18 protein-coding genes are annotated in these 24,788 nt (G+C 70.7%); 13 read left to right on the forward strand and 5 right to left on the reverse strand.

The features are described 5' to 3' along the window. Positions 1-23: 23 nt before the first annotated feature. The 6 genes from AB0N16_RS39070 to AB0N16_RS39095 all read left to right on the forward strand — a co-directional run bounded on the left by AB0N16_RS39070 (position 24) and on the right by AB0N16_RS39095 (position 9,414). Positions 24-1,064 carry an ABC transporter permease subunit gene (locus AB0N16_RS39070; RefSeq protein WP_365805361.1) on the forward strand — a complete coding sequence of 347 codons (1,041 nt, stop codon included), beginning with the start codon at positions 24-26 and terminating at the stop codon, positions 1,062-1,064. Continuing rightward, positions 1,061-1,999, forward strand: coding sequence for a carbohydrate ABC transporter permease (locus AB0N16_RS39075; RefSeq protein WP_365805363.1), 939 nt, complete (start codon positions 1,061-1,063; stop codon positions 1,997-1,999). The genes AB0N16_RS39070 and AB0N16_RS39075 overlap by 4 nt, the downstream gene beginning before the upstream one ends. A gap of 301 nt (positions 2,000-2,300) precedes the next feature. After that, positions 2,301-4,490 carry a 1,4-beta-glucanase gene (locus AB0N16_RS39080; protein ID WP_365805365.1) on the forward strand — a complete coding sequence of 730 codons (2,190 nt, stop codon included), beginning with the start codon at positions 2,301-2,303 and terminating at the stop codon, positions 4,488-4,490. Continuing rightward, positions 4,487-6,472 (forward strand): beta-galactosidase, encoded by a 1,986-nt coding sequence (locus tag AB0N16_RS39085; protein ID WP_365805367.1) that lies wholly within the window; start codon positions 4,487-4,489, stop codon positions 6,470-6,472. The genes AB0N16_RS39080 and AB0N16_RS39085 overlap by 4 nt, the downstream gene beginning before the upstream one ends. Further along, on the forward strand, positions 6,469-8,664 hold the full coding sequence (locus AB0N16_RS39090; RefSeq protein ID WP_365805369.1) for a glycoside hydrolase N-terminal domain-containing protein: 2,196 nt from the start codon (positions 6,469-6,471) through the stop codon (positions 8,662-8,664). The genes AB0N16_RS39085 and AB0N16_RS39090 overlap by 4 nt, the downstream gene beginning before the upstream one ends. A 36-nt stretch (positions 8,665-8,700) precedes the next feature. Further along, positions 8,701-9,414: a hypothetical protein gene (locus AB0N16_RS39095; protein ID WP_365805371.1), complete on the forward strand. Its 714-nt coding sequence runs from the start codon at positions 8,701-8,703 to the stop codon at positions 9,412-9,414. A 48-nt stretch (positions 9,415-9,462) separates the two neighbouring features. Here AB0N16_RS39095 and AB0N16_RS39100 read toward each other — a convergent pair whose 3' ends face one another. The 3 genes from AB0N16_RS39100 to AB0N16_RS39110 all read right to left on the reverse strand — a co-directional run bounded on the left by AB0N16_RS39100 (position 9,463) and on the right by AB0N16_RS39110 (position 13,914). Further along, positions 9,463-10,650 (reverse strand): sulfotransferase, encoded by a 1,188-nt coding sequence (locus AB0N16_RS39100; protein ID WP_365805373.1) that lies wholly within the window; start codon positions 10,648-10,650, stop codon positions 9,463-9,465. Positions 10,651-10,766: 116 nt separating this feature from the next. Continuing rightward, entirely contained in the window at positions 10,767-12,821 is a 2,055-nt protein-coding gene (locus tag AB0N16_RS39105) for a glycoside hydrolase family 31 protein (protein ID WP_365805375.1), read from the reverse strand. 79 nt (positions 12,822-12,900) lie between these two features. Then, positions 12,901-13,914, reverse strand: coding sequence for a LacI family DNA-binding transcriptional regulator (locus AB0N16_RS39110; RefSeq protein WP_365805377.1), 1,014 nt, complete (start codon positions 13,912-13,914; stop codon positions 12,901-12,903). 323 nt (positions 13,915-14,237) lie between these two features. Here AB0N16_RS39110 and AB0N16_RS39115 point away from each other — a divergent pair, with 323 nt between their 5' ends. Continuing rightward, positions 14,238-16,172 carry an acyl-CoA dehydrogenase family protein gene (locus AB0N16_RS39115; protein WP_365805379.1) on the forward strand — a complete coding sequence of 645 codons (1,935 nt, stop codon included), beginning with the start codon at positions 14,238-14,240 and terminating at the stop codon, positions 16,170-16,172. A gap of 12 nt (positions 16,173-16,184) precedes the next feature. Here AB0N16_RS39115 and AB0N16_RS39120 read toward each other — a convergent pair whose 3' ends face one another. Both AB0N16_RS39120 and AB0N16_RS39125 read right to left on the reverse strand, forming a co-directional pair. Beyond that, positions 16,185-16,604: a PIN domain nuclease gene (locus AB0N16_RS39120; RefSeq protein ID WP_365805381.1), complete on the reverse strand. Its 420-nt coding sequence runs from the start codon at positions 16,602-16,604 to the stop codon at positions 16,185-16,187. Then, a complete protein-coding gene (locus tag AB0N16_RS39125) occupies positions 16,601-16,810 on the reverse strand; it encodes a type II toxin-antitoxin system VapB family antitoxin (RefSeq protein ID WP_365805383.1) in 210 nt (69 codons plus the stop codon). The genes AB0N16_RS39120 and AB0N16_RS39125 overlap by 4 nt, the downstream gene beginning before the upstream one ends. A 109-nt stretch (positions 16,811-16,919) precedes the next feature. On the opposite strand from AB0N16_RS39125, the gene dxr reads away from it, so the two are divergent. The 6 genes from dxr to AB0N16_RS39155 all read left to right on the forward strand — a co-directional run bounded on the left by dxr (position 16,920) and on the right by AB0N16_RS39155 (position 24,563). Further along, positions 16,920-18,191 carry a 1-deoxy-D-xylulose-5-phosphate reductoisomerase gene (gene dxr / locus AB0N16_RS39130; RefSeq protein ID WP_365805385.1) on the forward strand — a complete coding sequence of 424 codons (1,272 nt, stop codon included), beginning with the start codon at positions 16,920-16,922 and terminating at the stop codon, positions 18,189-18,191. An 8-nt stretch (positions 18,192-18,199) separates the two neighbouring features. Continuing rightward, entirely contained in the window at positions 18,200-19,492 is a 1,293-nt protein-coding gene (locus tag AB0N16_RS39135; RefSeq protein WP_365805432.1) for a site-2 protease family protein, read from the forward strand. 269 nt (positions 19,493-19,761) lie between these two features. After that, positions 19,762-20,919 carry a flavodoxin-dependent (E)-4-hydroxy-3-methylbut-2-enyl-diphosphate synthase gene (ispG, locus tag AB0N16_RS39140; protein WP_365805387.1) on the forward strand — a complete coding sequence of 386 codons (1,158 nt, stop codon included), beginning with the start codon at positions 19,762-19,764 and terminating at the stop codon, positions 20,917-20,919. 345 nt (positions 20,920-21,264) lie between these two features. After that, a complete protein-coding gene (locus tag AB0N16_RS39145; protein ID WP_365805389.1) occupies positions 21,265-22,113 on the forward strand; it encodes a GNAT family N-acetyltransferase in 849 nt (282 codons plus the stop codon). 132 nt (positions 22,114-22,245) lie between these two features. Further along, the gene (locus AB0N16_RS39150) at positions 22,246-22,776 is read left to right on the forward strand and encodes a GNAT family N-acetyltransferase (RefSeq protein ID WP_365805391.1); all 531 of its coding nucleotides are present in this window, start codon (positions 22,246-22,248) and stop codon (positions 22,774-22,776) included. 80 nt (positions 22,777-22,856) lie between these two features. Next, positions 22,857-24,563 carry a proline--tRNA ligase gene (locus tag AB0N16_RS39155; protein WP_365805393.1) on the forward strand — a complete coding sequence of 569 codons (1,707 nt, stop codon included), beginning with the start codon at positions 22,857-22,859 and terminating at the stop codon, positions 24,561-24,563. Positions 24,564-24,788 lie beyond the last annotated feature (225 nt).

Genomic DNA, 24,788 nt, shown 5'->3' on the forward strand with positions numbered 1-24,788 from the left:
GCACCGAGGCAAGGAGAACGGCCGTGTCCCACAGCACGGTGCCTCGCAGCAGGGCCGAGGCAGACGACGACAGGGCGGGGAGGACTCCGGTGGCGTCCGACGGCACCACCGGAACCGGGAAGAAGGAGAAGACCGGGAAACTGAGCCTGCGCCTCAGATTCAGACGCGACCGCGCGCTGATCCTGATGACGCTGCCGGCGGTCCTGCTGATCCTGGTCTTCAACTACCTGCCGATCCTCGGCAACATCGTCGCCTTCCAGGACTACGACCCGTACGTCAGCGACAACGGCATCGTCTCCATGCTGCACAGCCCCTGGGTGGGCTTCGAGAACTTCCAGCGGATCTTCGCCGACTCGGCGTTCTGGGACGCGGTGAAGAACACACTGGTGCTGTTCTCCCTGCAACTCGTGCTGTTCTTCCCGATCCCGATCGCGCTCGCGCTGCTCATCAACAGCGTGGTCCGGCCCCGGGTACGGGCGATCTCCCAGGCGGTCCTGTACCTCCCGCACTTCTTCTCCTGGGTGCTGGTCATCTCCGTCTTCCAGCAGATCTTCGGTGGCGCGGGCGTGCTGTCGCAGCTGCTGAGGCAGCACGGCTACGACGGCCTCGACATCATGACCGACCCGTCGACCTTCAAGTTCCTGGTCACGGCGGAGGGCGTCTGGAAGGACGCGGGCTGGGGGATCATCGTCTTCCTGGCCGCGCTGGCCTCCGTGAGCCCGGACCTCTACGAGGCGGCGGCGATGGACGGGGCCGGCCGCTGGCGCCGCATCTGGCACGTCACGCTTCCCGCCCTGCGGCCGGTGATCGCCCTGCTGCTGGTGCTGCGCGTGGGCGACGCGCTGACCGTCGGCTTCGAACAGATCCTGCTCCAACGCGACGCGGTCGGCCCAGGAGCCGCCGAAGTCCTCGACACCTTCGTCTGGTGGAATGGCGTCCGCAACCAGGACTTCGGCTACGCGGCCGCCGCCGGTCTGATCAAGGGCGTGGTCAGCCTCGGCCTGGTCCTCGCCGCGAACAAAGTGGCCCATCTCATGGGCGAGCAGGGGGTGTACAAGAAATGACCGCCGTCATCGACAAGCCTCCCGTACGGGAACCTTCCCGATGGGCCGCCCCGCCCCGTCCGGCATGGGAGGAGGAGCCCGGCAAGGCGGGCTCGGCCGGCAAGGGTCTCGTGCTCGCCCTCGCCTGCCTGGGCATCCTCTTCCCCCTGTGGATCATCGTCGTGACCAGCCTCTCCTCACGGAAGACGATCGACGAGGCCGGCGGACTGGTGATGGTGCCCAAGGACATCACCTTCGTCGCCTACAAGGAACTGCTGAGCGGCGGCCAGGTCACCCGGGCCACGATCATCAGCGTCCTGATCACCGTCGTCGGCACGCTGTTCTCGATGGCCGTGTCGGTGCTGTGCGCGTACGGCCTCTCGCGCATCGGCTCCCTGGGCCACCGCTGGTTCCTGATGCTGCTGCTGGCGACGATGTTCTTCAGCGCGGGCCTGATCCCGACGTACCTGCTGGTCCAGTCCCTAGGCCTCACCGACAGCTATCTCGCCCTGATCCTCCCGAGCGCGGTGAGCGTCTTCAACATCCTCGTCCTGCGCGGATTCTTCATGGGCATCTCGCAGGAACTGATCGACAGCGCGCACATCGACGGCGCCGGCGACTTCCGGATCCTGTGGCAGATCGTCATGCCGCTGTCGCGTGCGGTGCTCGCCGTGATCACCCTCTTCTACGCCGTCGGGTACTGGAGCGCGTGGTTCAACGCGTCCCTGTACCTCAACGACCAGGACAAGATGCCGCTGCAGAACGTCATGATCCAGCTGGTGCAGAAGCAGGAAGCCCCGGTGGGGCTGGGGCAGGCGATCAAGACGGGTCAGCTGTCGGGGCTCGCGGTGCAGATGGCGGTGATGGTGATGGCGCTGCTGCCGGTGGCGGTCCTGTCGCCGTTCGTCCAGAAGCACTTCAAGAAGGGGATGCTGACAGGTGCGGTGAAGGGCTAGCCGACGGCGCCTTGTGAACGGGGTGGCCGGGGAGTGCCGGCGACTGCGGGTGGTTCGCGGCCGGCCGCGCAGTTCCCCGCGCCCCTGAAGGGGCGCTGTAGCCGCCGCGTCTCCCCAGCCGCGGGCGCTCGTGACACTCCCCGGCCGCGGGCAGTCGTGCCTCCCCCGGAGCCCGAAAGACCTGGGGGGACCCCCAGGCGGCACGGGTGGGCGCGGGCGGCACCCTGCAAGCGCCGGTAAGCGTCCCACCCCCGCCCAGCCCCCACCCCGGTCGCCCACCCAACCCCACCGAAGGTTCCCCATGCCCACCCTGAGCCGCAGAACCGTACTCGCCGCCACCGCAACCGCCCTCACCACTCTCCCCGTCCTCAGCGCCAACGCCCACGCCGACGAGCCTCGCCCGCAGGCGTACCGTTGGCGCAACGTGGCCATAGGCGGCACCGGTTTCGTCACCGGCGTCCTCTTCCACCCCACCGCCCCCGGCCTCGCCTACGCCCGCACCGACATCGGCGGCGCCTACCGCTGGGACGCCCGCGCCGCCCGCTGGACCCCCCTCACCGACCACCTCGGCTGGGACGACTGGAACCTCCTCGGTGTCGAGGCCCTCGCCGTGGACCCCGTTCACCCGAACCGGCTCTACCTCGCCCTCGGCACCTACGCCCAGTCCTGGGCCGGCAACGGCGCGATCCTCCGCTCCGACGACCGTGGTGCCACCTGGACCCGTACCGACCTCACCGTCAAGCTCGGCGCCAACGAGGACGGCCGGGGCATGGGTGAGCGCCTCCTCGTCGACCCGCGTGACAGCGACACCCTCTGGCTGGGGACGAGGCACGACGGACTGCTCAAGTCGACGGACCGCGGCGCCACCTGGGCGGCCGCCACTGGCTTCCCGGCCACCCCCGCCGCCTCCGGCCAGGGCGTCACCCTCCTCGTCGCCGTCGGCCGCGCCGTCTACGCCGGCTGGGGCGACGCCGACGGCAGGGCCGGCGCCGTCAACCTGTACCGCACCACCGACGGGACCGCCTGGGCAGCCGTCCCCGGCCAGCCCACCGGCACCTCCGCCAAGATCCCGGTCCGCGCCGCCCACGACCGGCATGCGCGCGAGCTGTACGTGACCTACGCCGACGCCCCCGGTCCCAACGGCCAGGCCGACGGCAGCGTGCACAAGCTCTCCACCGTCACCGGCCGCTGGACCGAGGTCACCCCGGTCCACCCCGGCGGCGGGGACACCTTCGGCTACGGCGGGGTCGCCGTCGACGCCCGCCGGCCCGGCACCGTCGTCGTCTCGACGAACAACCGGTGGGCGGCCGTGGACACCCTCTACCGGACCGCCGACGGCGGCCGTACCTGGACGTCCCTGAAGGACACCGCGGTCTTGGACGTGTCGGAGACTCCCTTCCTGAAGTGGGGCGGCGATCAGCCCAAGTTCGGGTGGTGGATCCAGGCCGTGGCCATCGACCCGCACGACTCGAAGCACGTCGTCTACGGCACCGGCGCCACCCTCTACGGCACCCGTGACCTCGTCCACTGGGCCCCGCGGGTCCGCGGCCTGGAGGAGACGTCCGTGGTTCAGCTGGTGTCACCCCCGGTCGGGGAGGCACACCTGCTGAGCGGCTCGGGGGACATCGGCGTCCTGTACCACGAGCGGCTCACCGCGTCTCCGGCCCGCGGTATGGCCACGAACCCCGTGTTCGGGTCGGCGACGGGACTCGCGCAGGCCGCGGGCAGGCCGGCGTACGTGGTCCGCACCGGCTGGGGGGACCACGGCAACGGTGCCTTCTCGAACGACGGGGGCCGGACCTGGGCGCCCTTCGCCGCCCAGCCCTCCCTCGCCCACGACGCACCGGGGCCGATCGCCGCCAACGCCGACGGCAGCGTGCTGCTGTGGTCCTTCGTGCACTGGGACGGGACGAAGTACCCCGCCCACCGCTCGGACGACAACGGCGCCACCTGGACCGAGATCCCCTCCTTCCCGAAGGGCGCCACGCCGGTCGCCGACCCGGCCGACCCGACGCTCTTCTACGCATACGACACCGACACAGGAACGCTACAAGCCAGCACTGACAGTGGCCGGACGTTCACGGCGCGTGCCACCGGGCTGCCCGCCGGGGACAGCCAGTTCCAGCTGGTCGCGGCCCCCGGCAGATCGGGCGACCTGTGGCTGAGCGTGAAGGGGAACGGGTTGTACCGGTCCACCGACGGGGGTGTGACCTTCACCAAGGTGGCCAGTTGCCGGGCCGCCTACACCCTCGGCTTCGGCAAGGCCGCCGACGGCGCCCGCTACCCGGCCGTCTACCTCGTCGGTTCCACGGAGTCCAGCACGGCCGTCCACCGCTCCGACGACGAGGCCGGGACCTGGGTCCGCATCAACGACGACCGGCACCAGTGGGGCTGGACCGGACAGGCGATCACCGGCGACCCGCGCGTGTACGGCCGGGTCTACCTCGCCACCAACGGGCGCGGCATCCAGTACGGGGAGCCGCTTCGATGACCGGCGAACGGAAACGACCGAGCCTCGCCGACGCCGCCCGCGGCCGCATCCTCTTCGGCGGAGACTACAACCCCGAGCAGTGGCCCGAGGAGACCTGGCACGAGGACGTCCGGCTGATGACGGCCGCCGGCGTCAACTCCGTGACCATGGGCGTCTTCTCCTGGGCGAAGCTCGAACCCCGGCCGGGGGAGCGCGACTTCGGCTGGCTGGACCGGCTCATGGACCTGATGCACGACAACGGCATCGGAGTCGTCCTCGCCACCCCGACCTCCGCGCCGCCGCCGTGGCTGGGCCGGCTGCACCCGGACACCCTGCCCCGGGACGCCGACGGCCGCACCGAGTGGTGGGGCGGCCGCCAGCACTTCTCGCACTCCAGCGCCACCTACCGCCGCTACGCGGCCGCCATCACCGAGGACCTCGCCGCCCGCTACGGCGGCCACCCCGCCCTCACTCTGTGGCACATCAACAACGAGTACTGCACCTTCGACTACGGCGACGAGGCGGCCGCCGCCTTCCGCCGCTGGCTGCGCGAGCGCTACGGCACCCTCGACGCCCTCAACTCCGCCTGGGGCACGGCCTTCTGGAGCCAGGGATACGACACCTGGGACGGCATCCTGCCGCCGCGCCACGCCCATTACCTGAAGAACCCCACCCAGGTGCTGGACTTCCGCCGGTTCACCTCCGACATGCTGCTGGAGTGCTATGCGGCCGAACGGGACATCGTCGCCCGGCACACCCCGCACATCCCGGTGACCACCAACTTCATGCCGCTGTGGATCGGCCAGGACGCCTGGCGGTGGGCGGCCGAGGAGGACGTCGTCTCCGTCGACCTCTACCCCGACCCGCGGGATCCACTGGGAGCCCAGCACAGCGCGCTCGTCCACGACCTCACCCGCTCCCAGGCGCGCGGCCCCTGGATGCTCATGGAGCAGGCCGCCGGGCCGGTCAACTGGCGCGGGGTGAACCATCCCAAACCCCGCGGCCTCAACCGTCAGTGGTCCCTGCAGGCCGTCGCCCGGGGCGCGGACGCCGTCTGCTACTTCCAGTGGCGGCAGTCCCGGCAGGGTGCCGAGAAGTTCCACTCCGGGATGGTGAGTCATGCGGGGGCGGAGGGCCGCACGTACCAGGAGGTCGTGCGTCTCGGCACCGAACTCGCCGCCATCGGCGGCGAAGTGACCGGCAGCAACCTGTCCGCGGACGTCGCCGTTCTCCACGACTGGCACTCCTGGTGGGCCGGCGCCCACGAAGGACGGCTCTCCACCGAGGTGGACCTCCCCGACGTACTGCACGCCTGGCATCGCGCCCTCTGGGAGGCGAACCTCGCCACCGACTTCGCCCACCCCGAACACGACCTGTCCGCCTACAGGTTGGTGGTCGTGCCCCAGCTGTACCTCCTCACCGACACCGCCATCGGCAACCTCCTCGGCTACGTCCACGGCGGTGGCACCCTGGTCAGCGGCTTCCTGACCGGCGTCGCCGACCAGGACGACCGGATCCGCCCCGGCGGCATGGACGCCCGGCTGCGCGAGCTGTTCGGCATCCGCACCCTGCACGAGTGGTGGCCGCTGGACCCGGGGGAGAGCGTCGGGTGCGAGGGCTTCCGGGGGACCCTGTGGTCGGAGGAGATCGAGGCCGCTCCCGGGGTCTCCGAGACCGTGCCGTACCGGGGCGGGGAACTCGACGGGCTGCCCGCCGTGCTGCGCAACGGGCGTGCCTGGTACCTCTCCACGCTCCCCGAACCGGAGGCGCTCCGGGAACTGGTCGGCGGGATCGCCGCGGGGGCGGGAGCCCGTCCGGTGCTCGACGGGCTGCCGACGGGGGTCGAGGCGGTGCGCAGGGGTGAGCTGCTGTTCCTGTTCAACCACGGGCGCGAGGCCGTGAAGGTGCACGTCCCTGGCGCCCACCGGGACCTGCTGACCGGCTCTGCCGTCACCGACGCGGTCACCCTCGATCGCTACGGAGTGGCGGTGCTCAAGCCATGACCACCACCGGACCCGCGCACGGCACCTGGGAGCCCGCCCCGGCCGCCCGCTGGGAGGACGCCTTCCTGAGCGGCAACGGCCACCACGGCGCCCTCGTGTCCGGCGATCCGAACGACGACCGTGTCATCGTCACCCAGCACACCCTCGTCCGCCCGAACGGCGGCGAACACGCCCGCCCGCCCCGCCTGGCCGCCGAACTCGCCACCGTGCAGGACCGGTTGCTCGCCGGCGACCTGCGGGCCGCCGAGAGCTTCACCGACGGCCGCCCTCTCCAGTGGGTCCAGCCCTTCCATCCGGCCTTCCGGATACGGCTGCGCAGGCCGGAGGGCCGGACGGACGGCTATCGCCGGAGCGTCGACTTCGGCTCCGGCGAGGTCGTCGCCACCACCGCCGACTGGACCAGCCGCCTCTTCGTCTCCCGTGCCGACGACGTGATCGTGCAGCGGGTCGGCGCCGGCCACCTCGACATCGCCCTCGACCACCGACTCCCGGGCGCTCCGCCCGGCCTGGGCATCGGACACGGCGTCCTCCGCACCCCCGAGGGTGCCCTGCTCAGCCTCCGCGCCCGCTACCCCGACAGCGACCGCGCCTACACCGGTGTCACCCTCGTCGCCGTCACCGGCGGCAGTACCGAGCTCGTCCCGCCCGGTGTCCGCGTCGTCGGCGCCGACTCCGTCCTCCTCCTCACCCGGGTCCGCCGCCACACCGGCGAACTCGACGTGGCCGCCGAGGCGCGCGAGCTGCGCGCGCTGCTCGACGACGGGCTGTCGTACGACGCCCTGCTCGCCCGGCACCTCGACCTCCACCGCACCGCCTACACCCGCGTCACCCTCGACCTGGCCGCCGATCCCGCCGAACGAGCCCTGCCGGGCTCGGAGTTGCTCAAGCGCACCCGCAGCACCGCTCTCCTGGAGCGGCTCTTCGCCGCCGGCCGCTACCACCTGCTCTCCTCCTCCGGCCTCAACCCGCCCCGCCTGACCGGACTGTGGACCGGCGACTGGAACACCGCCTGGTCCGGCGCCTTCACCAACGACGCCAACCTCAACCTCCAGACGGCCTCCGCGGGCGTCGCCGCTCTCCCCGAAGTCACCGCCGCCCTGGAAGCTCTGATCCTGCGTCAGCAGGACGACTGGCGGGAGAACGCCCGTGCGGTCTTCGGCGCCCGGGGCGTGGTCGCACCCGCGCACACCGACGGCGAGTCGGGGCTCTCGTACCACTTCAGCCGCGAGTACCCGCTGCACCTGTGGACGGCAGGCGCCGACTGGCTGCTCAAGCCGCTCGTCGACCACGACGAGATCCGCGGCGAGCGCGATCCGCGTACGGCCGCACTGCTCGCCCAGGTCGCCGCCTTCTACGAGGACTTCCTCACCCGGACCGACACCGACGGCCACCTGGTGGTCGTCCCGTCCTACTCGCCCGAGAACCGGCCGGCCAACGGCAGCTGGGGCGCGGTCAACGCGGCGATGGACCTCTCGGCCGCCCGGCACGCCCTGCGCACGGCCGCCGACTACCACCCGGGCCCGGACGCCGACCGCTGGCGCGCCCTCGCGGATCAGCTGCCCCCGCACCGGATCAACGCCGACGGCGCACTCGCCGAATGGGCCCGGCCCGGCCTGCGGGACACCTACGACCACCGCCACCTCAGCCACCTCTACGGCGTCTGGCCGCTCGACGAGATCACGCCCTACGACACCCCGGAACTGGCGGCCGCCGCCCGTCGCGCGCTCGAACTGCGCGGAGCCGAGAACGACTCGGCGCACGGGCACCTCCACCACGCGCTCGTCGCCGCCCGGCTGCGGGACCGCGAACGGGTCGCCGCCGCCCTCGGCCAGGTCCTGGACGGCGACTTCTTCCACGCCTCCCTGATGAGCGCCCACTACCCGAACCGCGACGTCTACAACGCCGACGCCGCGCACACCCTGCCCGCCGTCCTGATCGAGGCCCTCGTCCAGTCGACCCCGGACCGGCTGGTCCTGCTCCCCGCGCCCCCGGCCGCCCTCGGCCGAGGCCGGCTGACCGGAATCCGCACCCGGTTCGGAGCCGAACTCGACCTCTCCTGGACCCCCGGCGGTGCGCGAGCCGTCCTGAAGCCGCACCGGACGCTCCGTATCGACCTGTGGACTTCCTCCGGCGCCCAGCCGCTCGACCTCGTCGCCGGAGAAGACCACGTCCTCACCCTGGGGACGTGGTAGCCACCCGCACCTCCCCCCACCCATGGAAGGGACACCATGGCATCACGTACGCTCGGCAGGGCCGCCACGGCCCTGATCGCCCCCGCGCTCGCCCTCGGCGCCACCGTCGGCCTCGCCTCGGCGCCCGCCTCGGCCGCCGTCTGGAGCTCCTGCGACCAGTGGGGCAACACCACGCTGAACGGCTACACCCTCTACAACAACATCTGGGGCTCCGGCGCCGGCACCCAGTGCATCTGGGCCAACTCCGGAACCAACTGGGGCGTCACCGCCAACCACCCCAACACCGGCGGCATCAAGTCGTACCCCAACTCCAAGAAGGTGATCAACAAGACGATCACCTCTCTCGGGTCGCTCACCAGCAGCTACAACGTGACCGTCCCGTCGTCCGGCGCGTACAACACCTCGTACGACATCTGGGACACCGGATACGCCAACGAGATCATGCTCTGGGTCAACAAGACCGGCGCCGTCGGCCCGCTCGGCACCTCGCAGGGCACGCTCACCCTGGGCAGCAACACCTGGACCGTCTACAAGGGCAACAACGGCGCGAACAACGTCTATTCGTTCATCCGGAGCTCCAACTCCACCTCCGGCACGATCGACATCCTGCCGATCCTGAAGTGGATCAAGGACACCAAGGGCTGGTTCGGCAACGTGACCATCGGTGACGTGCAGTTCGGCTACGAGATCACCAGCTCGTCCGGCGGGCTGAACTTCACCACCAACAGCCTCACCGTCAGCAGTAGTTGAGCCGGACGGGCCGGCCCCGCGCGCGTCGCGGGGCCGGCCCCCGCCCGGTCACGCCCGGTCGACCTCGGCGCGCAGCGCGTTGTAGTCGGCGAAGGCCGCGTCGACGTCCGCGCGGCTCAGGCCGTAGCGGGCCAGGTCGTAGCTGTGGACGCGGGTGCCCTTGGGGCGGGCGACGATCGCGGGGAGGCGGGCCGCGTCGGCCTCGGTCCAGCGGGCGCCGACGGCCGCGTAGAGCTTCGGGGCGCCCGCGGCCGGGTCGGTGCCCAGCCAGGTGTACGGCACGTCCACCAGCGCCTCGCGGGGAATGCGCGCACGGGCGGCCAGCCCACGGGCGGCCGAGCGGCTGAGCAGCTCCAGCCAGGTGGCGCCGATCCAGCGCAGGTCGAGGGGGCGGGTGTTGACCGCCATCCCGTGCTCGACCAGGCTGCAGAACGAGGCCACGGCGGTGGCCGGATCGCGGTGCGTCCACACGATCGTGGCGTCCGGGAAGACCGCGCGCAGCGCGTCCAGGTTCTCCAGGTGCAGCGGGGACTTCAGCACCCAGCGGCGGCGCGGGCGGCCGTACTGGAGCACCTGGTAGATCTGCTTGAGGTACCGGTAGTCGGCTCCGAAGTCATGGCTCTCGTGCCAGGGCAGATATTCCGGGATCACGGCCTGGGACAGCGGCATCACGGTGTGCGGCAGCGCGAAGGTGCACTCCTCCGGCCCCTCCGGGCGCAGGTTGTGGATGTGGCGGAAGCCCGGGGCGAAGAGGTTGATCCCGCCGACCAGGCGGCGGGCGGTCGTGATCGCCTTCTCCCGTTCCGCGGGGTCGAGATCGAGGTCGGGGGTGAGTAACTCCCAGAGGAGCGGGCAGCGGTGGTCCGCGGACAGGGACAGCACGCTGTGGGTGAGAGTGGTGGCGGTGCGGGGCAGGCCCACCACGAACACCGGCCGGTCGACGGGCTCCCGCTCGATCCCGGGGTGTTCGGCGAGCAGCCGGCGGACCCGGGCCCGGTTGGCGAGGTGGCGGCCGATGTGGCCGCGCGCCGACAGCCAGCCGACGGGGGTGAGGTGCTCGGCGCCGGACCAACATCGCAGCAGGTGACGGAAGTCGTCGGCGAACGGCTCGTCGCCCTCCGTCGGACCGGCCGCGTCGAGCAGTCGCTCGAAGGCCAGGTCCGGTGTGCGGCGGGTGCGGGAGGCGGGTCTGAGCAGCAGATTGGCGAGCGTGAGGGGGAGCGGTCCGGAGGACACGGCAACGGGACCCTTCGTGGGGGACAGGGAGAGGGGATACCTACTACCCCCTCCAACTACCCCACCACACCGCTGAGTTGAGACATTAACCGGCCGGTAACCGCAGTCTGCCGGTGCTACTCCGCGACCGGCAGTCTCGCCCCGTCCCGCAGGAACAGCGGGATACGGTCCAGCGGCGCGTCCACCGTCACCGCCGTACCGCCCTCGTACGACTCACCGGTCCACGCGTCCGTCCACCAGGCACCCGCCGGCAGATACGCCGTCCGGGCGGTGGCGCCCGCCGTCAGCACCGGCGCCACCAGCAGGTCCCGGCCGAACAGATACGTGTCGTCGACCGTCCAGGCCGCCTGGTCCCGCGGGAACTCCAGGAACAGCGGCCGCATCACCGGCAGGCCCTCCTCGTGGGCCTCCCGCATGACCTGGAGGACATACGGCCGCAGACGCTCGCGCAGCCGCAGGTACTTCTCCAGGATCACGCCGACCTCCGGGCCGTACGACCAGACCTCGTTCGGTCCGCCGGTCATGTCCGGGCCCAGCGGCATGCCCGGGTCGCGGAAGCCGTGCAGGCGCATCAGCGGGGACAGCGCGCCGAACTGGAACCAGCGGACCAGCACCTCGCGGTAGGCCGGGTCGTCCGGGTCGCCGCCGTGGAAACCGCCGATGTCCGTGTTCCACCAGGGGATGCCGGACAGGGCCGTGTTGAGGCCGGCCGCGATCTGCCGGCGCAGGGTCGCGAAGTCGGTGCCGATGTCCCCGGACCACAGGGCGGCGCCGTAGCGCTGGCTGCCCGCCCACGCCGAACGGTTGAGGGTGACGACCTCCTCGCCCTGAGCCCGCAGGCCCTCGTAGAAGGCGCGGGAGTTCTCGGCGGGGTAGCTGTTGCCGACCTCCAGTCCCGGGCCCGTCCAGTAGCGCAGGTTCTCCTGGAAACCGGGCTTCAGCTCGGGCTCGCAGGCGTCCAGCCAGAACGCCGTGATGCCGTACGGATCGAGGTAGTTCTCCTTCACCCGGGACCACACGAAGGCGCGGGCCTCGGGGTTGGTGGCGTCGTAGAAGGCGACCTGGACGGTCGACGCCACCTCCTTGTCCGGCCAGTCGGCGTGCGCCATCGGGCCGTACTGGGTGCCGATGAAGTACCCGTGCTGCTCCATCACCGGGTGGTTCTCGGACAGCGGGGACACCGACGGCCACACGCTCACCACCAGCTTGATGCCCAGCTCGGCCAGTTCGCGGACCATCGCGGCCGGGTCGGGCCACTCCTTCGGGTCGAACTTCCAGTCGCCGAGGTGGGTCCAGTGGAAGAAGTCGCAGACGATCGCCGAGATGGGCAGCGAGCGCCGCTTGTACTCCCGGGCCACGGCGAGGAGTTCGTCCTGAGTGCGGTAACGCAGCTTGCACTGCCAGAAGCCCGCCGCCCACTCCGGCAGCATCGGCGAACGGCCGGTCACCGCGCTGTAGTTGCGCTGGCCGTCGGCCGGATCACCGGCGGTGATCCAGTAGTCGAGCTGGCGGGCCGAGTCGGCCACCCAGCGGGTGCCGTTGCCGGCCAGTTCGACACGGCCGATCGCGGGGTTGTTCCACAGGAGGGTGTAGCCGCGGCTGGAGACCAGGACCGGGACCGAGACCTCGGCGTTGCGCTGGATCAGGTCGAGGACCAGGCCCTTCTGGTCGAGACGGCCGTGCTGGTGCTGGCCCAGGCCGTACAGCCGCTCGCCCTCGTAGGCGGCGAACCGCTGCTCCAGCCGGTGGTGGCCGTTGCCGACGGCGGTGTAGAGCCGCGAGCCGGGCCACCAGAAGTGGGCGCGCTGCTCGGCCAGGATCTCCGAGAGGTCGTCGGTGCGCAGGAACCGGACCAGTCCCTCGGCGGACACCTCGACAGTCAGGCCGCCGACCGTCAGCCGCCCTTCACCGTCGACGATCTTGACGGTCGACCCGGTGGCCGGCGGCTCGTCGAGCAGGGCGCCCGGCAGGTCGTCGAGGACCGGACCGCCGAGCCGGGCACGCACCCGGACCGCGTCCGGCCCCCACGGCTCGATCCGCAGTGTCTCCTGACGTCCGCTCCACTCCAGGGCACCGTCCCGCTCGCGGAACGTGCCGACGGTGGGGGAGGACTGCGCGAGGCTCACCTTGGGCGGTGCCACGGCGGACTGGATTTCGGCAGGCTGATTCACGAGGCGGGCTCCTGAACGAGTGCAGACATGGGGGTGCCCCGGCAGGGCGGTGCGGGGCAGTGCGGAAGAGCGGAGTGGGTCAGGACCCGGCCGGCGCCGGGCCCGTGCTCGCCCGTACCGTCAACTCGGGCGCGATCAGCACGACTTCGTCACCGCCCCGGCCGTCCAGCTTGGCGACCAGGTGCTCCACGGCGTACCGGCCCATCTCCTGGGCGGGGATGGCGACCGACGTCAGCCGTACCGAGGCCTGGACGGCGACCTGGTCCGGGCAGATCGCGACCACCGACACGTCCTCGGGCACGGCCCGGCCCTGCTGGCGCAGCAGCGCGAGCAGCGGCTCCACCGCGGACTCGTTCTGGACGACGAAGCCCGTGGTGCCCGGGCGCTCGTCGAAGATCCGGGCCAGGGTGACGGTCATCGCGTCGTACCCGCCCTCGCACGGCCGGTGCAGCACCCGCAGCCCCAACTCCCGGGCCCGGGAGCGGAGTCCGTCGAGGGTGCGTTCGGCGAAGCCGGTGTGCCGTTCGTAGACCGCCGGAGCCTCGCCGATGACAGCGATGTCGTGGTGGCCGAGCCTCGCGAGGTGCTCCACGCACAGCGCGCCGGTCGCCCCGAAGTCGAGATCGACGCAGGTCAGCCCGGTGGTGGAGGCGGGCAGGCCGATGAGCACGGAGGGCTGGTCGGTGCCCCGGAGCAGCGGCAGCCGTTCGTCCTCCAGCTCCACGTCCATCAGGATCATCGCGTCCGCCAGCCCGCTGCCGGTGACCCGGCGTACCGCGTCCGGCCCCTCCTCGCCGGTGAGCAGCAGGACGTCGTAGCCGTGTGTGCGGGCCGTGGTGGCCACGGCGATCGCGATCTCCATCATCACCGGCACGTACATGTCCGTGCGCAGCGGGATCATCAGCGCGATGATGTTCGACCGGCTGCTGGCCAGGGCGCGGGCGCCGGCGTTCGGGTGGTAGCCCAGCTCCCGGATGCTCTGCTCGACCCGCTGCCGGGTGGTGGTGGAGATGGACCGCTTGCCGCTGAGGACATAGCTCACCGTGCTCGCCGAGACTCCGGCGTGCTGGGCGACCTCGGCGAGGGTGACCATCCAGCTCTCCAAGTTTTGTGAAGCGCTTCGACAGTGCGCATTGCTGACAGGGGTGAGTGAGGGTGGTTCGACAGTAGCTTCAGTGGGGGTGGGTGTCCATAGGCTGTCGAAGCGCTTCGACAGTGAAATGACGGCACCCTCGCCGAACCGTCCCCCGGAAGAACCCCCCGATGCAACACCGCGGACCGCGTCGACGGCTCCGGGTGACCCGATCGGACCGCGAGGACTGGTGGGGGCGGCCCGTTTCGGGTACCAACGATCCAGTAGCACTGGTCGGTAACGAACGGTCCACAACACTCCCTTTTGCGGCGAGGTGAGCCCAAATGTCCGCCCCCACCACCAAAAAACCCACCGTCACCGAGCGGGAAGCCCGTCAGGTGGCGGAGGCCGCCCGGGAACAGGACTGGCGCAAGCCCAGTTTCGCCAAGGAACTGTTCCTCGGACGCTTCCGGCTCGACCTCATCCACCCGCATCCGCTCCCCGCGGACGAGGACGTGCGCCGCGGCGAGGAGTTCCTCGCACGGCTGCGCGAGTTCTGCGAGACGAAGATCGACTCGGCCCGCATCGAGCGCGAGGCGCGCATCCCGGACGAGGTGATCGCCGGCCTCAAGGAGATCGGCGCCCTCGGCATGAAGATCGACACCAAGTACGGCGGTCTCGGCCTCACCCAGGTCTACTACAACAAGGCCCTCGCCCTGGTCGGCTCCGCGAACCCGGCGGTCGGCGCACTGCTCTCCGCCCACCAGTCGATCGGCGTCCCGCAGCCGCTGAAGATCTTCGGCACCCAGGAGCAGAAGGACACCTTCCTGCCCCGCTGCGCCCGCACCGACATCTCCGCGTTCCTGCTCACCGAGCCGGACGTCGGCTCGGACCCGGCCCGCCTGGCCACCACCGCCGTACGGGACGGGGACGACTACGTCCTCGACGGGGTGAAGCTGTGGACCACCAACGGCGTGGTCGCCGACCTCCTCGTGGTCATGGCCCGGGTGCCCAAGTCCGTGGACGGCAAGGGCGGTATCACGGCCTTCGTCGTCGAGGCCGACTCCGCGGGCATCACGGTCGAGAACCGCAACGCCTTCATGGGCCTGCGCGGCATCGAGAACGGCGTCACCCGCTTCCACCAGGTCCGGGTCCCGGCCGCCAACCGCATCGGCCCCGAGGGCGCCGGCCTAAAGATCGCCCTCACCACCCTCAACACCGGCCGGCTCTCGCTCCCCGCGATGTGCGTCGGCGCCGGCAAGTGGTGCCTGAAGATCGCCCGCGAGTGGTCGGCGGCCCGCGAGCAGTGGGGCAAGCCGGTCGCGCTGCACGAGGCGGTCGGCTCCAAGATCAGCTTCATCGCGGCGACCACCTTCGCCCTGGAGGCGGTCGTCGACCTGTCCTCCCAGATGGCCGACGAGAGCCGCAACGACATCCGCATCGAGGCCGCCCTCGCCAAGCTCTACGGCTCCGAGATGGGCTGCCTGATGGCGGACGAGCTGGTCCAGATCCGCGGCGGCCGCGGCTTCGAGACGGCCGAGTCGCTGGCGGCCCGCGGCGAACGTGCCGTCCCCGCCGAGCAGCTCCTGCGCGACCTGCGCATCAACCGCATCTTCGAGGGCTCCACGGAGATCATGCACCTGCTGATCGCGCGCGAGGCCGTCGACGCCCACCTCTCGGTCGCGGGCGACCTCATCGACCCCGACAAGTCCCTCCAGGACAAGGCGAAGGCGGGCGCGAACGCGGGCGTCTTCTACGCCAAGTGGCTGCCGAAGCTGGTCGCGGGTCCGGGGCAACTCCCCACGTCCTACGCCGACTTCAAGCACGGCGTGGACCTCTCCCCGCATCTGCGCTATGTCGAGCGGCACGCCCGCAAGCTGGCCCGGTCCACCTTCTACGCCATGTCCCGCTGGCAGGGCCGGATGGAGACCAAGCAGGGCTTCCTGGGCCGGATCGTGGACATCGGCGCCGAGCTGTTCGCGATGAGCGCGGCCTGTGTGCGCGCCGAACTGCTGCGCAGCCAGGGCGACCACGGCCGCGAGGCCTACCAGCTCGCCGACGCGTTCTGCCGGCAGGCCCGGGTCCGCGTCGACGAGCTGTTCACCCGCCTCTGGTCGAACACCGACGACCTGGACCGCAAGGTCGTCAAGGGTGTGCTCGGCGGCTCCTACGAGTGGCTGGAGCGGGGGATCGTCGACCCGTCGGGCGAGGGCCCGTGGATCGCCGACGCGACCCCCGGACCGTCCGAGCGGGAGAACGTCCGCCGCCCGTTCGGGTGAGGACGGCTGTCGCTACAGGCTGCCCGGTGGCATGAGCCACTGGGCGGGCTGGCCGGTGACCGACGCGATGGTCTCGAAGTCGTTGTCGTAGTGCAGCACGGTGAGGCCCTGTATCTCGGCGGTGGCGGCGACGAGGAGGTCGACCGCCCCCGCCGAGCGATGCCGGCCCTTGGCGGTCAGCTCCTCCTGGACGCGCCATGCCCGCGTCAGCGCGCGGTCGTCCTGGGGGGTCCAGCAGAACAGGGCGTCCAGGTCCTCGACCATCTGTACACGGTTCTCGGCGTCCCCGGCGCTGTAGAGGAACTCGATCTCGGTCACCGGGCATCGGGCGACGAGTCCCTCTGCGAGGGGGCTCTCCCAGTAGGCGAGGGCCGGTTGCCTGAGGATCCGGACGAGGGCGCTTGTGTCGATGAGGTATTTGGCCGTGGTCATCGTCGGTAGTTCGCCTTGTCCAGGAGGATGTCGAAGTCGCCCGCGTCGGCCTGCGCAGCCAGCCGGGCCAGCGCGAGGGCACGCTTCTTACGTTCGACGCCTTCTTGCAGGGCCGCGGTCACGGTGTCCTTCTTCGTCTTGGTCCCGAACGCTATGGCCGCCTGCGCCAGCAGCTCCTCGTCGATGTCGATCAGAGTCTTGGCCATCGCGACACTCCCCGTATATCAAGCCGAGTCTTGCGTATATAGAGTATCGAACCGTCCCTGAAGGGGACGCCCTGTCCTCCCGGCCGCCCGTTGCGGCAACAATGGGGGGATGACCGACAGTCCTGCCAGTCCGGCCCCCCTCGCCGACCCGCACCTCGTGTACGACCCGCTCGCGGGCGACGGCCCCAAGGACGTGGTGATCCTCGGCTCCACCGGATCCATCGGCACCCAGGCCATCGACCTCGTGCTGCGCAACCCCGACCGCTTCCGGGTCACCGCCCTGTCCGCCAACGGCGGCCGGCTCGCCCTCCTCGCCGAGCAGGCGCACCGGCTGCGGGTACGGACCGTCGCGGTCGCCCGCGAGGACGTCGTACCGGCCCTGCGCGAGGCACTGACGGGGCTCTACGGAGCCGGTGAACCGCTCCCCGAGATCCTCGCCGGACCCGACGCGGCCACCCACGTCGCCTCGTCCGACTGCCACACCGTCCTCAACGGCATCACCGGCTCCATCGGCCTCGCGCCCACCCTCGCCGCCCTGGAGGCGGGCCGCACCCTCGCGCTCGCCAACAAGGAGTCGCTGATCGTCGGCGGCCCGCTGGTCAAGGCGCTGGCCAAGCCCGGCCAGATCATCCCGGTCGACTCCGAGCACGCCGCGCTCTTCCAGGCGCTGGCGGCGGGGACCCGGGCCGACGTCCGCAAGCTGGTCGTCACCGCCTCCGGGGGGCCGTTCCGGGGCCGGACCAAGGCCGACCTGGCCCGGGTGACCGTCGACGAAGCGCTCGCCCACCCCACCTGGGCGATGGGACCGGTCATCACGATCAACTCCGCCACCCTGGTCAACAAGGGACTGGAAGTCATCGAGGCACACCTCCTCTACGACATTCCCTTCGATCGGATTGAGGTGGTCGTGCACCCGCAGTCGTATGTCCACTCGATGGTCGAGTTCACGGACGGATCCACGATCGCGCAGGCGACGCCCCCCGACATGCGGGGGCCGATCGCCATCGGTCTCGGCTGGCCCGAACGGGTCCCGGACGCGGCCCCCGCCTTCGACTGGAGCAAGGCCTCCACCTGGGAGTTCTTCCCGCTGGACAACGAGGCCTTCCCCTCCGTGAACCTCGCCCGGCGCGTCGGTGAGCTCGCGGGCACCGCGCCGGCGGTGTTCAATGCGGCCAACGAGGAATGCGTCGAGGCGTTCCGGAGCGGTCTGCTGCCCTTCAACGGGATCATGGATACCGTCACCCGGGTCGTCGAGGAACACGGCACTCCTCGTACGGGAACTTCGCTCACCGTGCCGGACGTACTCGAAGCGGAGACCTGGGCACGGGCCCGGGCCCGGGAACTGACAGCACAGACGGCGACCGCGGAGGCGCGTGCATGACAGCCCTGATGATGATCCTCGGCATAGTCGTCTTCGTGATCGGCCTGCTGGTCTCGATCGCCTGGCACGAGCTGGGGCACCTCTCCACCGCCAAGCTCTTCGGGATCCGCGTCCCGCAATACATGGTCGGCTTCGGCCCGACCATCTGGTCGCGGCACAAGGGCGAGACCGAGTACGGCTTCAAGGCCATCCCGGCCGGCGGCTACATCCGCATGATCGGCATGTTCCCGCCGGGCCCCGACGGCCGCATCACCGCGCGCTCCACCTCCCCCTGGCGCAGCATGATCGAGGACGCCCGCTCGGCCGCCTTCGAGGAGCTCCAGCCCGGTGACGAGACCCGCCTCTTCTATACGCGCGCCCCCTGGAAGCGCGTGATCGTGATGTTCGCGGGCCCCTTCATGAACCTGATCCTCGCGGTGGCCCTGTTCCTCACGGTCCTGATGGGCTTCGGCATCAGCCAGCAGACCACCACCGTCAGCTCGGTCTCCCAGTGTGTGATCGCGCAGAGCCAGAACCGCGACACCTGCAAGAAGACCGACGCCGCCTCCCCGGCCGCCGCCGCGGGCCTGAAGGCCGGCGACAAGATCGTCTCCTTCGACGGAGTGCGGACCACCAGCTGGAACCAGCTCTCCGACCTGATCCGCGCCACCCCCGGCAAGGCCGTCGCGATCGTCGTCGACCGCAAGGGCCAGGACGTCACCCTGCACGCGAAGATCGCCACCAACCAGGTCGCCAAGAAGGACTCCAGCGGCCAGATCGTCCAGGGCAAGTACGTCACGGCGGGCTTCCTGGGCTTCAGCGCGGCCACCGGCATCGTCCGCCAGGACCTCGGCCAGTCGGTGACCTGGATGGGCGACCGCCTCGGCGAGGCCGTCGACTCCATCGCGGGTCTGCCCGGGAAGATCCCGGCCCTGTGGGACGCCGCCTTCGACGGCGCCCCCCGCCAGCCGGACTCCCCGATGGGCGTGGTCGGCGCGGCGCGGGTCGGCGGCGAGATCTTCACCCTCGACATCCCGCCCACGCAGCAGTTGGCCATGGCCCTGATGCTGGTGGCCGGATTCAACCTCTCCCTGTTCCTCTTCAACATGCTCCCGCTCCTCCCGCTGGACGGCGGCCACATCGCGGGCGCCCTGTGGGAGTCACTCCGCCGAAACCTGGCGAAGGTGCTCCGCCGCCCGGACCCCGGTCCCTTCGACGTGGCGAAGCTGATGCCGGTGGCTTATGTGGTGGCGGGGATCTTCATCTGCTTCACGGTTCTCGTGCTCATCGCAGATGTCGTTAATCCGGTCAAAATCAGCTAGCTGACGAGAGGCTGGCCGTCAGTACCAGGCTCTGAACCCGAGAGCTCTCGAGGCGCTGAGGGGTGGCCGAAACTGGTTAACCCCGTGAAAATCTCGTAGCCATACGACGTTCGAAGCGGCCCGGAACACTGTGTTCCGGGCCGCTTCCATTGAGTGGGTTTACCCGTAGGGGATGTGCTCGCGCCCGGCCCGGTGCCGTAATCTCGGAGTCTGGAACCCGCCTACGACGGGACCTGGACCTTGATCCACGACTTGGGGTTGCACAGCAGATGACTGCGATTTCTCTCGGCATGCCGTCCGTTCCGACCAAGCTCGCCGAGCGCCGGAAGAGCCGGCAGATCCAGGTCGGCTCCGTGGCGGTCGGCGGAGACGCCCCGGTCTCGGTCCAGTCGATGACCACGACCCGTACGTCGGACATCGGCGCGACCCTCCAGCAGATCGCCGAGCTCACCGCGTCCGGCTGCCAGATCGTCCGCGTCGCCTGCCCCACCCAGGACGACGCCGACGCCCTCGCCACCATCGCGAAGAAGTCGCAGCTCCCGGTCATCGCGGACATCCACTTCCAGCCGAAGTACGTCTTCGCCGCCATCGAGGCCGGCTGCGCCGCGGTCCGGGTCAACCCCGGCAACATCAAGCAGTTCGACGACAAGGTCAAGGAGATCGCGGCGGCCGCCAAGGACCACGGCACCCCGATCCGCATCGGCGTCAACGCCGGCTCCCTGGACCGCCGGCTGCTCCAGAAGTACGGCAAGGCGACCCCAGAGGCACTGGTCGAGTCGGCGCTGTGGGAGGCGTCGCTCTTCGAGGAGCACGACTTCCGGGACATCAAGATCTCCGTCAAGCACAACGACCCGGTCGTGATGATCGAGGCGTACCGGCAGCTCGCCGCCCAGTGCGACTACCCCCTCCACCTCGGTGTCACGGAGGCCGGCCCGGCCTTCCAGGGCACGATCAAGTCGGCGGTGGCTTTCGGAGCCCTGTTGAGCCAGGGCATCGGCGACACGATCCGCGTCTCGCTCTCCGCGCCTCCGGTCGAGGAGGTCAAGGTCGGCAACCAGATCCTGGAGTCCCTCAACCTCAGGCAGCGCGGCCTGGAGATCGTCTCCTGCCCGTCCTGCGGCCGTGCCCAGGTCGACGTCTACAAGCTCGCCGAAGAGGTCACCGCCGGCCTCACCGGCATGGAGGTCCCGTTGCGCGTCGCCGTCATGGGCTGCGTCGTGAACGGTCCCGGCGAGGCCCGCGAGGCCGACCTCGGCGTCGCCTCCGGCAACGGCAAGGGCCAGATCTTCGTCAAGGGCGAGGTCATCAAGACCGTCCCCGAGTCCAAGATCGTCGAGACCCTCATCGAGGAGGCCATGAAGCTGGCCGAACAGATGGAGGCGGAGGGCACGGAGTCGGGGGAGCCGTCGGTGTCGGTGGCGGGCTGAGGCCGTCTTCGGGCGACGGCGGGATTTCGCGCCTCCGCCGCCCTACCCGTCCCATCCTGAAGGGGCTCCGCCCATCCGGAAGAGGCTCCGCCCCTGCGACCCCGCAAGGGGCTGGCGCTTCGGTAGGTGTGTGGGGAGTTGTGCGGCCGCCTCCTCGCACCCCGCGCTCGCGGGCACAGATGGCCTCCCGAGCTCGTATGCGCCTGAAAGCGGGAGGCCGGGGGCGGCAGCCCCAGGGGTCGGATGCCCGGCCGTCGGTCACTTCACAGAGCAGGGGCGGCATGGCCAAGCTTCCGCAGGTACAGTGCGGAGATCAGCAGAACCCCTCAGCGTGAGGCCCCGCACGTGTTGACGCAGACCACCTCTCGGGTGCTCGAACCGAGTGACCTGGACGCCGCACTCGCCGTACTCGACCGCGAGCCGGTCACGAACGCCTTCGTGACCTCACGCGTGCAGGTGGCCGGCCTCGACCCCTGGCGTCTCGGCGGCGAGATGTGGGGCTGGTACGAGGACGGCATGCTCACGTCCCTCTGCTACGCCGGCGCCAACCTGGTCCCGATCTGCGCCACCCCGCGCGCGGTCCGCGCGTTCGCCGACCGCGCCCGCCGGGCCGGCCGCCGCTGCTCCTCCATCGTCGGCCCCAGCGACGCCACCGCCCAGCTGTGGCGCCTCCTGGAGCCGCACTGGGGCCCGGCCCGCGACGTCCGCGCCCACCAGCCCCTGATGGTCACCGACCGGATGCCCGCCGGCATCGCCCCGGATCCCTACGTCCGCCGCATCCGCAAGGACGAGATGGAGGCGATCATGCCGGCGTGCGTGGCGATGTTCACCGAGGAGGTGGGCGTCTCCCCGCTGGCCGGCGACGGCGGCCTCCTCTACCAGGCGAGGGTCGCCGAACTCGTCGGCTCCGGCCGCTCGTTCGCCCGGCTCGACGACAGCGGCAGGGTGGTCTTCAAGGCGGAGATCGGCGCGGCGACCCCGGACGCCTGCCAGATCCAGGGTGTGTGGGTGGCCCCCGAGTACCGGGGCATGGGCCTGGCGGCCCCCGGCATGGCGGCGGTGCTGCGCTACGCCCTGGCCGACGTGGCCCCGGTGGTCAGCCTCTACGTCAACGACTTCAACACGGCGGCGAGAAGGACCTATCTGCGGGTGGGCTTCCAGGAGGTCGGAGCCTTCATGAGCGTGCTGTTCTGACTGACGCCCGGACAGACGCGCCCCGCGGCGGCGCGGGGCAGCATCGACATGCGGCGGCCGCCGCGTGAGCGCGAACAGCCACAATGCAACCGCACTCGGACGACACCGCTCCACCCCCTGTACCCTCCCCCCATGGACCTCGTGATCGGCCCCCTGGACCTCCCCTCCCACGTGGACGAGGCCCTGGCAGTCCAAGCGATCGCCTTCGGCCTGGGCCCCGACGAGGTTGCCGTCCGCCGCCAGATCGTCCTCCGCCACATGCAGTACCCCGGCGCGAAGGCCCTCGGCGCCACGGCCGAAGGCCACCTCGTCGGTTTCGTCTACGGCATGCCGAACAGCCGTACCCACTGGTGGTCCACCGTCGTCGAGCCCTACCTGCGCGCCGAGGGCCACGCCGACTGGCTCGACGGCTCCTTCGTGATCACCGAGCTGCATGTGCATCCCCGCCACCAGAACCGCGGTATCGGCCGCCGGCTGATCACGACGATCACGGACGGCGCCGCCGAGGCCCGCTCGATCCTCTCCGCGATCGACACCGACAGCCCGGCCCGCGGCCTGTACCACTCCCTCGGGTATGTCGACCTGGCCCGCCAGGTCCACTTCCCGAGTGCCCCCAAGCCGTACGCCGTGATGGGCGCCCCGCTGCCCCTGCGCCGCCGATAGCCGTTAACGGATTTCCACCGGCACAGCAGGCCCGGCTAACCTCCTAGCCATCAACCTTTCCCGGCAGGAGTACGAGAACCATGGCGAACGCACCGGTCCAACGCATGTCCCAGTTGATGGCGAAGACGCTGCGTGACGACCCGGCGGACGCCGAGGTCCTCAGCCACAAGCTCCTCGTCCGCGCCGGCTACGTCCGCCGCACGGCGGCCGGCATCTGGTCCTGGCTGCCCCTCGGCCTGAAGGTGCTGTCCAACATCGAGCGGATCGTCCGCGAGGAGATGGACGCGATCGGCGCCCAGGAGGTGCTGCTCCCGGCCCTCCTGCCCCGGGAGCCGTACGAGGCGACCGGCCGCTGGGAGGAGTACGGCGCCGAGCTGTTCCGCCTCCAGGACCGCAAGGGCGGCGACTACCTCCTCGGCCCGACCCACGAGGAGATCTTCACCCTGCTGGTGAAGGACCAGGCGTCCTCCTACAAGGACCTGCCGGTCATCCTCTACCAGATCCAGAACAAGTACCGGGACGAGGCCCGCCCGCGGGCCGGCATCCTGCGCGGCCGTGAGTTCCTGATGAAGGACTCCTACTCCTTCGACCTGGACGACGACGGCCTCGCCAAGTCGTACGCCCTGCACCGCGCGGCCTACCAGCGGATCTTCGAGCGCCTCGGCCTCGACTACCGCATCGTCGCCGCCACCGCCGGTGCCATGGGCGGCTCGAAGTCGGAGGAGTTCCTGGCTCCGGCGGAGGCCGGCGAGGACACCTTCGCCGACTGCCCGAACTGCGACTTCGCGGCCAACACCGAGGCGATCTCGTACGAGCTGAAGGCCGTGGACGCCTCCGACGTGCCCGCCCTCGAGGAGATCCCGACCCCGGACACCCCGACCATCGAGACCCTCGCCGCCCACCTCGGCGTCCCGGCCTCCGCCACCCTGAAGAACCTGCTGGTGAAGGTCGACGGCGAGATCGTGGCCGTCGGCGTGCCGGGCGACCGTGAGGTCGACATGGGCAAGGTCGAGGAGCACTTCGCCCCTGCCTCCGTCGAGCTGGTCACCGAGTCCGACTTCGCCGGCCGGCCCGACCTGGTCCGCGGTTACGTCGGCCCGCAGGGTCTCGGCGAGAAGCTGAAGTACATCGCCGACCCGCGGGTGGCCCCCGGCACCGCCTGGATCACCGGCGCCAACAAGGAGGGCACGCACGCCAAGAACGTGGTAGCCGGGCGTGACTTCGAGGTCGACGAGTACGTGGACGTCGTCGTCGTGCTGGAGGGCGACCCCTGCCCGAAGTGCGGCACCGGCCTCAAGCTGGACCGTGCCATCGAGATCGGCCACATCTTCCAGCTGGGCCAGAAGTACACCAACGCGCTCAAGCTCGACGTCCTCGGCCAGAACGGCAAGCCGGTCCGCGTCACCATGGGCTCCTACGGCATCGGCGTCTCCCGCGCCGTCGCCGCCCTCGCCGAGCAGACCGCCGACGAGCACGGCCTGGTCTGGTCCCGTGAGGTCGCTCCGGCCGACGTCCACGTCGTCGCCGCCGGCAAGGCCCTGCAGACCGAACTCGCCCTGGACGTCTCGGAGAAGCTGCGGGCGGCCGGCCTGCGCGTCCTGGTCGACGACCGGGCCGGGGTCTCTCCGGGCGTGAAGTTCACCGACGCCGAACTCATCGGCGTGCCGCAGATCCTGGTCGCCGGCCGCCGCTCCGGCGAGGGCGTCCTGGAGCTCAAGGACCGCAAGACGGGCGAGCGCGAGGAGCTGACGGTGGACGAGGCGATCGCCCGCCTGAGCGCGAACTGACCCAACTCCCCTCGCAGCGGCCGCCGGTGACTCACCGACGGCCGCTGCCGCCTTTCAGGAACGTCTCAGACAGTTCTTCCGATCCGTATGGGTGCGTCACAGGCTTCTCTCAGGCCGGTCCCCGAACGTAATGCGTGACAGAGAGTCACGCAGGAGGGGATCGGTCATGACCGAGAGAGTGCAGCGCAGGCAGCAGGGGGATCAGGGGGAGCAGGGGGATCAGGG

The organism is Streptomyces sp. NPDC051105, from assembly GCF_040682795.1.
In the GTDB taxonomy this organism is placed as follows: domain Bacteria; phylum Actinomycetota; class Actinomycetes; order Streptomycetales; family Streptomycetaceae; genus Streptomyces.

Excerpts from the sequence above, each read along its gene's own strand:
- AB0N16_RS39075 (WP_365805363.1), top strand. The coding sequence starts at position 1,061 with ATGACCGCCGTCATCGACAAGCCTCCCGTACGGGAACCTTCCCGATGG.
- AB0N16_RS39080 (WP_365805365.1), top strand. The coding sequence starts at position 2,301 with ATGCCCACCCTGAGCCGCAGAACCGTACTCGCCGCCACCGCAACCGCC.
- AB0N16_RS39085 (WP_365805367.1), top strand. The coding sequence starts at position 4,487 with ATGACCGGCGAACGGAAACGACCGAGCCTCGCCGACGCCGCCCGCGGC.
- AB0N16_RS39090 (WP_365805369.1), top strand. The coding sequence starts at position 6,469 with ATGACCACCACCGGACCCGCGCACGGCACCTGGGAGCCCGCCCCGGCC.
- AB0N16_RS39095 (WP_365805371.1), top strand. The coding sequence starts at position 8,701 with ATGGCATCACGTACGCTCGGCAGGGCCGCCACGGCCCTGATCGCCCCC.
- AB0N16_RS39110 (WP_365805377.1), bottom strand. The coding sequence starts at position 13,914 with ATGGTCACCCTCGCCGAGGTCGCCCAGCACGCCGGAGTCTCGGCGAGC.
- AB0N16_RS39115 (WP_365805379.1), top strand. The coding sequence starts at position 14,238 with ATGTCCGCCCCCACCACCAAAAAACCCACCGTCACCGAGCGGGAAGCC.
- AB0N16_RS39120 (WP_365805381.1), bottom strand. The coding sequence starts at position 16,604 with ATGACCACGGCCAAATACCTCATCGACACAAGCGCCCTCGTCCGGATC.
- AB0N16_RS39125 (WP_365805383.1), bottom strand. The coding sequence starts at position 16,810 with ATGGCCAAGACTCTGATCGACATCGACGAGGAGCTGCTGGCGCAGGCG.
- dxr (WP_365805385.1), top strand. The coding sequence starts at position 16,920 with ATGACCGACAGTCCTGCCAGTCCGGCCCCCCTCGCCGACCCGCACCTC.
- AB0N16_RS39135 (WP_365805432.1), top strand. The coding sequence starts at position 18,200 with ATGATGATCCTCGGCATAGTCGTCTTCGTGATCGGCCTGCTGGTCTCG.
- ispG (WP_365805387.1), top strand. The coding sequence starts at position 19,762 with ATGACTGCGATTTCTCTCGGCATGCCGTCCGTTCCGACCAAGCTCGCC.
- AB0N16_RS39150 (WP_365805391.1), top strand. The coding sequence starts at position 22,246 with ATGGACCTCGTGATCGGCCCCCTGGACCTCCCCTCCCACGTGGACGAG.
- AB0N16_RS39155 (WP_365805393.1), top strand. The coding sequence starts at position 22,857 with ATGGCGAACGCACCGGTCCAACGCATGTCCCAGTTGATGGCGAAGACG.